Origin of the sequence: Streptomyces sp. PA03-1a, from assembly GCF_033792805.1 — a bacterium.
GTDB lineage: Bacteria > Actinomycetota > Actinomycetes > Streptomycetales > Streptomycetaceae > Actinacidiphila.
Genome location: NZ_JARAVO010000111.1, coordinates 20,629 through 29,351 on the forward strand (window position 1 = coordinate 20,629; position 8,723 = coordinate 29,351).

Consider the following 8,723-nt stretch of genomic DNA (forward strand, 5'->3'; position numbering starts at 1 on the left):
GGGTCCACCCCGAGCCGCTGACCGTAAATCCGCACCTTTCGACCACCTCCGACTCAAGGCGATCGGACGTGTCGGGCCCGTGAGCCCCTACTGATCTGGTACTTCCGGTTCACTGACGCGTCAGCGGGGCGTCCCGGGCATCGGCGACCATTCCGACGATCCGGCGGCCCCCGAGGCCGGCGCCGAGCAGCCCCAGCCCGTCGAAGAGCAGCGCCAGGGAGAAGAAGGCGCCGATGACGTAGAGGCTGCTCTCCGGCCAGTTCGCCAGGACCAGGACCGCCAGCAGGATGCCGATCGCGCCCTGGATGAGCGTCCACACCATGTGCGGCCCGCGCACCACGAGCCCGCCGAAGAGGCGGAAGATCCCGCCGGTCAGGAAGAGCAGGGCCGCGAACATGGTGAGGGCGGCCGCCGTCTGCTCGGGGTTGCGGATCACGACGACCCCGGCGGCGATGTAGAGGGCCGCGACGACCAGGGCGAGCCAGAAGAAGTTGGTGTTGCGGTTCTGCACCGCCTGGACCAGGCCGACGACGCCGCCGACCAGCAGCAGCCAGCCGAAGAGCAGCATCGAGGTGATGGTGGCGAAGCCCACGTAGAACAGCCCGACCAGGCCGCCCACGACGAGGACCGCCCCGAGGGCGGCGACCCAGCCGAAGCTGCGCTTGATCCCGGCCTCAGGGGGCTCGGGATGCTTCTTGCGTCCCTTGAACGGGGTCATGGCCGTCGCCTCCTCGCGCGCGTCGGGAGCCAGTCGGGAGCTACTGCTCATATACCCGATTTGCCGTGGCACGGACCGGGATAGGATCCCCGTCCGGCGGCCGCCGCGATCTCCGGGCAGCCGGGTCGACGACGAGATGAGGGATGCGGGCATGTCCGAGCCGTCCGGGCCCGGCCTGAGGGTGGACACGGCGGGCGCCACGGCCACCGTGACGATCAGCAATCCGGCCAAGCGCAACGCGATGACCGTGGCGATGTGGCGGGAGCTGCCCGGCCTGCTCGACGGCCTCGCCGCGGACCCGGCCGTGCGCGTCCTGGTGCTCACCGGCGCCGGCGGCACCTTCTGCGCCGGAGCGGACATTTCCGACCTGCGCGATCCGGCGAGCGGTTCCGGCACGGCGCAGACCGCGGCCGTGGAGGCGGAGGAGGCGCTCGCGGGGTTCCCCAAGCCGACGCTGGCCGTGATCCGCGGCTTCTGCGTGGGCGGCGGATGCCAGCTCGCGGCCGCCTGCGACCTGCGGTTCGCCGCGGAGGGCTCGCGCTTCGGGGTCACCCCGGCGCGGCTGGGCATCGTCTACCCCGCGTCCTCCACGCGGCGGCTGACGGGGCTGGTCGGGCCCTCGACGGCGAAGCACCTGCTGTTCTCCGCGGAGCTGATCGGTCACGAGCGGGCGCTGCGGACCGGGCTGGTGGACGAGGTGCTGGCGGAGGACGAGCTGGACAAGCGGGTCGAGGAGTTCGCCGGGGTGCTGGCCTCGCGGTCGCTGCTGACGCAGGCGGCGGCCAAGGAGTTCACCGCGCCCGGACCCGACCCCGCGCGGGTCGGGCACTGGGCCCGCCAGGCGGAGGGCAGCGACGACACGGCGGAGGGCGTGGCCGCGTTCCTGGACGGCCGCGAGCCCCGCTTCACGTGGACGGTGGACCGGTAGTCAGCCCCGTCAGGGCCGCCAGGTGCGGCGGCAGCGGCACGCCGTCGCGCAGCGCCGGGTCGGGGACGGGCGTGCCCCACGCGGTGGTGAGCGGCAGGACGCCCGCCCACACGGGCAGCGCGGCGTCCGGCCCGTCGCCGTCCTCGGGCGGGCCGGTGCGGAGCTTCACCGAGGCCTCGTCGGTGGCCAGCGCCAGCAGCGTCGTCGCGGCGAGCTCCCGGCGGTCCGGCCGGCGGGCGTGGTCCCACTGCCCCGGGGCGCACTGCTCGGTGAGCACCCGCAGGCCGTGCAGCTTCTCCTCGGGGCCGGTCACGGTGCGGGGCGTACCGAGGACCATCGCGCTGCGGTAGTTGACGCCGTGCTCGAAGACGGACCGGGCCAGGACCAGGCCGTCCACGTGCGTCACCGTGACGCACACCGGCGCGCCCGGGGCCGGGCGCAGGCTGCGGCTCGCCACGGAGCCGTGCAGGTAGAGGGTGCCGGTGGCGGCGTCGTACCCGTAGGCGGTGGGCACCGCCAGCGGCGTGCCGTCGACGACGACGGCGAGGTGGCACACGAACCCCGCGCCCAGCACGGCGTCCAGGTCGTCGCGGGAGACACTGCCCTGCTCCCGGAGGCGGCGGTGCCGGGTGCGCCCGGTCACGGGAAGCGCACGGTCGGCGGCTGGCACGGGCGGCCTCCGAAGGGTTCGCGGCTACAGGACGCCGAGACTAGTCATATGAGCAACTCCGCGCCACGCTTTCCACGGAATCGGTGGCGATGGCCGTTTGGGCGACGGAATCCGTGTTTCGGCGGTCCCGGCCTCGGCGACATGCCGACCGGTCGGTAACCTGCTGCCCATGACCGCCACCGTCCCCGCCCCCGCGCTGGAACCGCGCGCGGGCCGGCGCTGCCACAACGCCCTCAACCCCCTGCACTCGGTCGTGTACTTCTCGTCCGAGTACGACGACGAACTCTCGGCGCTCGGCCTGGAGCGAGGCGCCATGGCCTACTTCGCCGGGCGGGCGGCCCCGCTGGGCGCCGTCGCGGCGGGGACGGTCACCGCCACGTTCTACAACTTCAACCACGCGATCGTCGCCCCGGTCATCCCGCGTGCCTGGGACATCGCGAGCCCGGACGCGATCGTCGGGACCCGGCTGCGGGTGGCCGACGCCGTACTGACGCGGCTGCTGGGACCGGAGGTCATCGCCTCCGCCGACCTCGCCGACGCCGCGCACCTGGCGCTGCGCGCCGCCGAGGCCTGCACGCGCGGGGCCAGGCCCCTCTACGCCGCCAACGCGGACCTGCCGGTGCCGGACCGGCCCCACCTCGCGCTCTGGCACGCCGCCACCCTGCTGCGCGAGCACCGCGGAGACGGTCACCTCGCGGCCCTCGCCGCCGCGGGCCTCGACGGTCTGGAGGCCCTCGTGACCCACACCGCCACCGGCAAGAGCTTCACCCCGCGCTTCGTGCAGCGCAGCCGCGGCTGGTCCGCGCAGGACTGGGCCGCGGCCCAGGACCGGCTCCGGGAGCGCGGTCTCCTCGACGCGGCGGGCGACCTCACCGACCGCGGCGTCGAACTGCGCCGCGAGATCGAGGGCGTGACCGACCGCCTCGACCGCGCCCCCTACGAACACCTCGGCGCAGCCGCCGTCGACCGCCTCACCTCCCTCGCGGGCGCCCTGACCCACCGCGTCCTGAGCAACGGCGGCTTCCCGCTGCAGCACTTCGGCAAGGACTGAGGGGACGTCCTCCGCGCCCCGCTTGCGGTGCGGTTCCCACGACCCCCACCTCGTCCGGCCGTCCGTCGCCGTCAGGGGGTGGGGGCCGGTGCGGCCGGGGCGGGGGTGGGGGGTTCGCTGCGGGTGACCTCGCGGCCGGAGCGGCCCGCCGCGCGCTTCTCGCCGCGGGCGGCGCCGATGCCGGCGACCACGACCAGGGCCGTACCCGCCGCCTGGAGGGCGGTCGGGACCTGGGAGACCAGCACCATCGCGGCGAGGAGGCTGACCGCGGGTTCCATGCCCGCGAGGGTGCCGTAGGCGGTCTTGCCGATCCGCTGCAGGGCCTTCATCTCGAGCAGGAAGGGCACCAGCGGCATCAGGACGGCGATGCCCGCCACCGCCGCGAGCACCGACCACGTGGCGCCCGCCACCACGCCCGGGGCGCCGAACGGCGCGGTGAACACCGTGGCGACGCCCAGCGAGACGGCGAGGCCGTGCTGCGCGGAGAAGCGGCTGCCGACGTGCTGGGTGCCGATCACGTACAGCGCCCAGCACGCGCCGGAGGCGACCCCGAACAGGACGCCCGCCAGGTCGGCGCCGCTCTGCCACGGGGAGGTGAGGCACAGGACGCCCGCCGCCGCGAGCAGCAGCCAGGCGAGTTCACGGCGCTGCCGCAAGGAGGCGACCGCGACGGCGAGCGGTCCGAGGAACTCCAGCGCGGTCGCGGTGCCCAGGGGGATGCGGTCGGCGGCTTCCGAGAAGAGCAGCATCATGCCGCCGCTGACCGCGCCGAGCAGGACGACGGCCGCCAGGTCCCGGCGCGGGGCGGCGCGCAGCGCGGGCCACAGCGACCGGCCGGTGAAGGCGAGCAGCAGCACCGCGGCGAAACCGACGCGCAGCCACGTCGTGCCGGCCGGGCCGATCTCGTCGAAGAGTTCCGTCGTCAGGGCGCTTCCGGTGTGCAGCACCGTCATCGCGGCCAGGATCAGCACGGCGCCAGGTATGCGGCGGGTCGTAAAGGTATGCGGCTCGGACACGGCCCCCATTGGACACGCCGCCCGTTGTTTCTGTCCACGCGTCATTGGCGGACGCATTGTTTACGATCGGTGGATGATCGATGCGCCCGACCAGCTCCCCGACCTCGGCCGGCTGCGCCTGCTGGTCGAGCTGAGCCGCCTGGGCACGATGGCCGCCGTCGCCGAGCGCACCGGCTACGGCACCTCCGCCGTCTCCAAGCACCTCGCCGTCCTGGAGCAGGAGGTCGGCACCAGGCTGCTCACCCCGGTCGGCCGCCGGGTACGGCTCACCCCGGCGGGCGAGCGCCTGGTCGGGCACGCCGTGGGGATCCTCGCGGCGGTCGAGGAGGCCCGGGCCGAGCTGCGCGGGGCGTCCGGCCCGGCCGGCCGGGTACGGCTGGCGAGCTTCGTCAGCGCCGTGGAGCCCACGGTCGTGCCCGCGCTCGGCCGGCTCCGCGCGGAGCACCCGCGCGTCGAGGTGCAGCTGTACGAGCACGAGCCGGAGCAGACCCTCGCGCTGCTGCTGTCGGGGGACGTCGACCTCGGCATCGTCTACGACTACAGCCTGGTGCCGCGGCCGGTGCCGGACGGCCTCAGCGCCCGGCAGTTCGCCACCCAGCCGATGGTGCTCCTGCTGCCGTCCGGGCACACCGGCGACCCGGGGCCGGGCGGGCCGGTGCCGCTGTCCGGGCTGAGCCGGCTGTCCGGGGCCGGGTGGATCACCAACTCCCGCGGCAGTGACGACGACGAGCTGGTGCAGCGGGTGTGCGCGATGGCCGGCTTCACCCCGCGGATCGTCCACCGGGTCGACAGCCTGCACCTGGTGAACCTGCTGACCGGGGCGGGGCTCGGTGTGGCGCTGCTCGCCGAGTCGGGGGTGGAGCGGCAGCGCGACGACGTGGTGACCCGTCCGCTGGACCCGCTGGTCGGCACGCGCCGGCACTTCCTGGTGGCACGCGCCGGTCAGTGGTCGTGGCCGCCGATCGCGACGGTCGCCCGGCTGCTCACGGGGTGAGCGCGCCGGGCGACCGCGGTGGTCACGTGGTCACGTGGTCAGTGGACGATCCTGACGGGTTCCTCGCCGGATCCGCCGACGTCGGCCGCGTCCTTCCGGGACGTGCCGTGCGCGCAGGGCATCGCCGGGTGCCGGCCCAGCAGCACGACGCCCACGGCGATCGCCGCGAGCCCCGCCGCCTCCCAGGCCAGCGCGCCCGGCGTGACGCGCACGCGGTCGCCCAGGAAGCCGACGCCGCAGGCGATCCCGGCGAGCGGCTGGGCGGCGGTCAGCGCGGGCAGCGACATGCGCAGCGGGGCCGTCTCGAAGGCGCTCTGCACGAGCATCAGCCCCGTCAGGCCCATCGCGACGACGGCGTACGGCTGCCAGTGCATGAGGAGCGCGCCGACGCCCTCGTCCTCGGCCACCTGGCCGGAGATCCGGGTCAGGGCGTCCTGGAGGCCGTAGAGCAGGCCCGCGGCGAGCGCCAGCACCGTGGCCTCGGGCGACGGGCGCAGCCGCCGCGCGCAGCCCACCAGGAGCAGCGCCAGGCCGACGACGACGCCGACCACGAGCCAGTGCCGCAGCGCCCCTGCGAGCGGTCCGCCGCCCGAGGGCCGGCCGGCCACGATGAACGCCGTCACGCCGAGCGCCAGCAGCGCCACGCCCGACCAGCCGTGCCACCCGAGTCTCTGGCCGGTGAGGCGGCGGGAGAGCGCCATCGCGAAGAGCAGGTTGGTCGCGGTCAGCGGTTCGACGAGCGAGACCTCGCCCTTGGTGAGCGCGAGGGCGCTGAGCAGCATGCCGCAGATCATCAGGAAGACGCCGAGCAGCCACTGCGGCATGCGCATGAGGTCCAGCAGCAGCCTGAAGGAGAGGAAGTCGGACAGCGGGGCACGCTGGGCGGCCAGCTGCTGGAGCACGAAGCCCAGCCCCAGACAGCAAGCGGCCCCCACCCCGAGCAGGAATACGGCCACCTCGTCAACCTCCCGGTGTCGCCGACTGGCCCGACCTTAGCCCCTCACCCGTCTTGATCGCGACGAATGTCCGCCTCTGGCTCCCGGCCCGCGGCCGCGGCGGTCGCGGCGGTCGCGGCGGGGTGCCGTGTGGTGCGCCTGCCCCGCGCGGGCACGGGCAGGCCCGCCACGATGGCGCGGATGAAGTGCAGCTCGGCTACGACGTCGGCGAGCGTCTCGCACTCGGGGGCCACCGGGAGCTCCGGAGGGCCCGCGGCGGGGGCCCTGCCGTCCAGGGTGTCGGCGACCGCCGTGAGCGCGGCGGCCACCTGCGCCCCCTCGCGGGCCGACGGACGCGGGGCCCCTTGCTCCATTCGGACGACGCAGGCGGTGGCCGCGTCCACGATCCGCTCGGAGGCGGCGACCACCCGGAACCAGTCGCCGTTCCCGCCGTGCCGCGAGGGCAGCTCGGCGGCCAGGGTCTCGGCGGCGACGCGGGCCTCGCCCAGGGCGCTGTAGGCCGCCCGCCGCAGCACCCTGCGTTCCTCGGGCCGCTCGCCGGCGGGCACGGTCAGGACGTGGTCGAGGTAGTCCCCGGTGCGCCGCTGTGCGACGGCCACCAGGTGGCCGACCCGCGCGGTGGGGTCGGCGAGCCGCGGGAGGTGGCCCACGACGACGACGATCGCGCAGGCGATCGCGGTGTCCAGCAGGCGGGACAGGGCGGCCTGGGTGTCGCCGCCGGCCCAGACGAACGCCAGCACCATGATCGTGACGGCGGAGGTCTGCAGCGCGAAGTGGCGGGCCGCGAACGGCAGCAGCGCGCCCGCCACCGAGGCGCAGACCGCGGTCCACCAGATCCCGCCCCCGAGGACCGCGGCCACCGCGGCGAAGACCAGCACGCCGAGCGCCGTGCCGAAGCAGCGGTTGACGACCCGGGAGAACAGCGGGCCGATGTCCGGCTTCACCAGGAACGCCGCCGTGAGCGGCAGCCAGTACCAGTGGTCCGCCCGCAGGGCCAGGGCCACGGCCGCGCTGGCGGTGACGCACACCGCGACCTTCAGCCCGTACTCACGGCCCACGGGGCCGAGGACGCGGCGGCGCAGCAGCGGCGCCGGGCGGCGGGCGGGGAGCGGCGCGGCCTCCTCGGGCCGGTCCGTGTCCGGGACCGTGCGGGCGAAGACGACGGCGGCGTGCAGCAGCATCGCGTCGAAGGCGGCGCGGGCGGGGGTGGCCTGCCCGGGCGCCGGGAGGGGGCCGGGCGGCGTTCCGGTCCGCAGGGCCCGCGCGAGCCGCCGCGGGCCGTCGCCGGTCCCGGGCGGCAGGGGGCGGGCCTCCCAGAGCAGGGCCGCGGCGGCGTCGGTCAGCTCGGTGGCCACGCCGAAGCGCTCGGCGAGCAGCAGTTCGTCGCGGCGTGCGCGGGTACGCAGCAGACGCCGGCTGAGCCGGCGCAGCCGAACCGCCTCGTCACCGCGGTCCAGGGCGGCGCTGAGCCGTCGCCGCGCCGCCTCCGCCCCGGGTCCGCCGACGGCGTCGAGAGCGTCGGCGAGGGCGTCGAAGATCCGGGCCAGCGAGGCGCGCTCGCCCTCCAGCGCCCCGCCGGACGGGCGCGGCGGCCGCAGCACGAGCCGCAGCAGGAGCAGGCAGCCCGCCCCGGCGAGGAACCACAGCGCCTTGTACCAGGGCCCGCCGGGCAGCGGCAGGCCCATACCGATCACCATGGCGGCCAGCCCCTGCATCCCGGCCCGCGAGCAGACCGGGCCGATCACGCTGACCGCGCCCGACACCGCGCCCACCGCGAAGAGCACCGGCAGCCCCCACCACCCGCTCAGGGCGTCCTGCGTCGCGGCACCCACCAGCACGCCGAGCGCGGCGACGAGCGCGGGCAGCCCGATGTGGACGACGCCCGTCCTGCGGGTGCCGGGAAGGTCGTTGAAGCCCGCGAACAGGGCCCCGAGTCCGGCCAGCACCCCGATCTCGACGCGTCCCAGCGCGATCCCCAGCGCGAGCAGGGGCCCGGCCGCCAGCGCCCCGCGCAGCACGGCGGGCCAGGGCACCGGCCCTCGCTGCCAGCGCAGCGGATGGGCCAGCCAGGTCGGCAGGGCGACGGGCCGGCGGCCGGGGCCACGGGGCAGCACGGGCATCCTCACGGGACGGGAACGATCTCAGCGTCGGGAAAAGACGCAGGCCAGCAGGGTTCCGGGCCCTCGCCTCCCCCACCTCAGCCTATCGGCCGCGGGCGAGCAGGCACCGGCCTGGGCCGTGTCGTCGAAGGAGCTCCCCCAGCTCCGGTGGGAGGTGCCCCAGGTGCGGGGCATCACAAGGCGGAGAGCCGTCCTCGTAGTGGGCTGCTCGGACGATTCGACAACGCAGCGTGGGGTGGGGGTACCTCCCAGTGCCGGCTGGGGGAGCGT

At 75.5% G+C, this 8,723-nt stretch carries 8 protein-coding genes; 3 read left to right on the top strand and 5 right to left on the bottom strand.

The window, feature by feature from the left end:
- Positions 1–109: 109 nt before the first annotated feature.
- The gene (locus PV341_RS24350; protein WP_500323846.1) at positions 110–718 is read right to left on the bottom strand and encodes an HdeD family acid-resistance protein; all 609 of its coding nucleotides are present in this window, start codon (positions 716–718) and stop codon (positions 110–112) included.
- Between the two features lie 151 nt (positions 719–869).
- Between PV341_RS24350 and PV341_RS24355 the strand changes: the two genes are divergently transcribed.
- Positions 870–1,646 carry an enoyl-CoA hydratase/isomerase family protein gene (locus PV341_RS24355; RefSeq protein WP_500358959.1) on the top strand — a complete coding sequence of 259 codons (777 nt, stop codon included), beginning with the start codon at positions 870–872 and terminating at the stop codon, positions 1,644–1,646.
- Here the strand turns inward: PV341_RS24355 and PV341_RS24360 are convergent.
- Positions 1,624–2,289, bottom strand: coding sequence for a pyridoxamine 5'-phosphate oxidase family protein (locus tag PV341_RS24360; RefSeq protein ID WP_500358960.1), 666 nt, complete (start codon positions 2,287–2,289; stop codon positions 1,624–1,626). The two genes, PV341_RS24355 and PV341_RS24360, sit on opposite strands and share 23 nt — an antisense overlap.
- A 196-nt stretch (positions 2,290–2,485) precedes the next feature.
- Here PV341_RS24360 and PV341_RS24365 point away from each other — a divergent pair, with 196 nt between their 5' ends.
- Complete coding sequence (locus PV341_RS24365; RefSeq protein ID WP_500358961.1) at positions 2,486–3,367, top strand: SCO6745 family protein; 882 nt, start codon at positions 2,486–2,488, stop codon at positions 3,365–3,367.
- A 71-nt stretch (positions 3,368–3,438) separates the two neighbouring features.
- On the opposite strand, the gene PV341_RS24370 is transcribed toward PV341_RS24365, so the two are convergent.
- Positions 3,439–4,383, bottom strand: a complete 945-nt coding sequence (locus tag PV341_RS24370; protein ID WP_500358962.1) for an EamA family transporter — start codon at positions 4,381–4,383, stop codon at positions 3,439–3,441.
- Between the two features lie 73 nt (positions 4,384–4,456).
- Here PV341_RS24370 and PV341_RS24375 point away from each other — a divergent pair, with 73 nt between their 5' ends.
- Positions 4,457–5,377 carry a LysR family transcriptional regulator gene (locus PV341_RS24375; protein ID WP_500323841.1) on the top strand — a complete coding sequence of 307 codons (921 nt, stop codon included), beginning with the start codon at positions 4,457–4,459 and terminating at the stop codon, positions 5,375–5,377.
- A 38-nt stretch (positions 5,378–5,415) separates the two neighbouring features.
- Here PV341_RS24375 and PV341_RS24380 read toward each other — a convergent pair whose 3' ends face one another.
- The gene (locus PV341_RS24380; protein WP_500323840.1) at positions 5,416–6,333 is read right to left on the bottom strand and encodes a DMT family transporter; all 918 of its coding nucleotides are present in this window, start codon (positions 6,331–6,333) and stop codon (positions 5,416–5,418) included.
- A 44-nt stretch (positions 6,334–6,377) separates the two neighbouring features.
- Positions 6,378–8,453, bottom strand: a complete 2,076-nt coding sequence (locus tag PV341_RS24385; RefSeq protein WP_500358964.1) for an FUSC family protein — start codon at positions 8,451–8,453, stop codon at positions 6,378–6,380.
- Positions 8,454–8,723 lie beyond the last annotated feature (270 nt).

Excerpts from the sequence above, each read along its gene's own strand:
- PV341_RS24350 (WP_500323846.1), bottom strand. The coding sequence starts at position 718 with ATGACCCCGTTCAAGGGACGCAAGAAGCATCCCGAGCCCCCTGAGGCC.
- PV341_RS24355 (WP_500358959.1), top strand. The coding sequence starts at position 870 with ATGTCCGAGCCGTCCGGGCCCGGCCTGAGGGTGGACACGGCGGGCGCC.
- PV341_RS24375 (WP_500323841.1), top strand. The coding sequence starts at position 4,457 with ATGATCGATGCGCCCGACCAGCTCCCCGACCTCGGCCGGCTGCGCCTG.
- PV341_RS24385 (WP_500358964.1), bottom strand. The coding sequence starts at position 8,453 with ATGCCCGTGCTGCCCCGTGGCCCCGGCCGCCGGCCCGTCGCCCTGCCG.
- PV341_RS24365 (WP_500358961.1), top strand. The coding sequence starts at position 2,486 with ATGACCGCCACCGTCCCCGCCCCCGCGCTGGAACCGCGCGCGGGCCGG.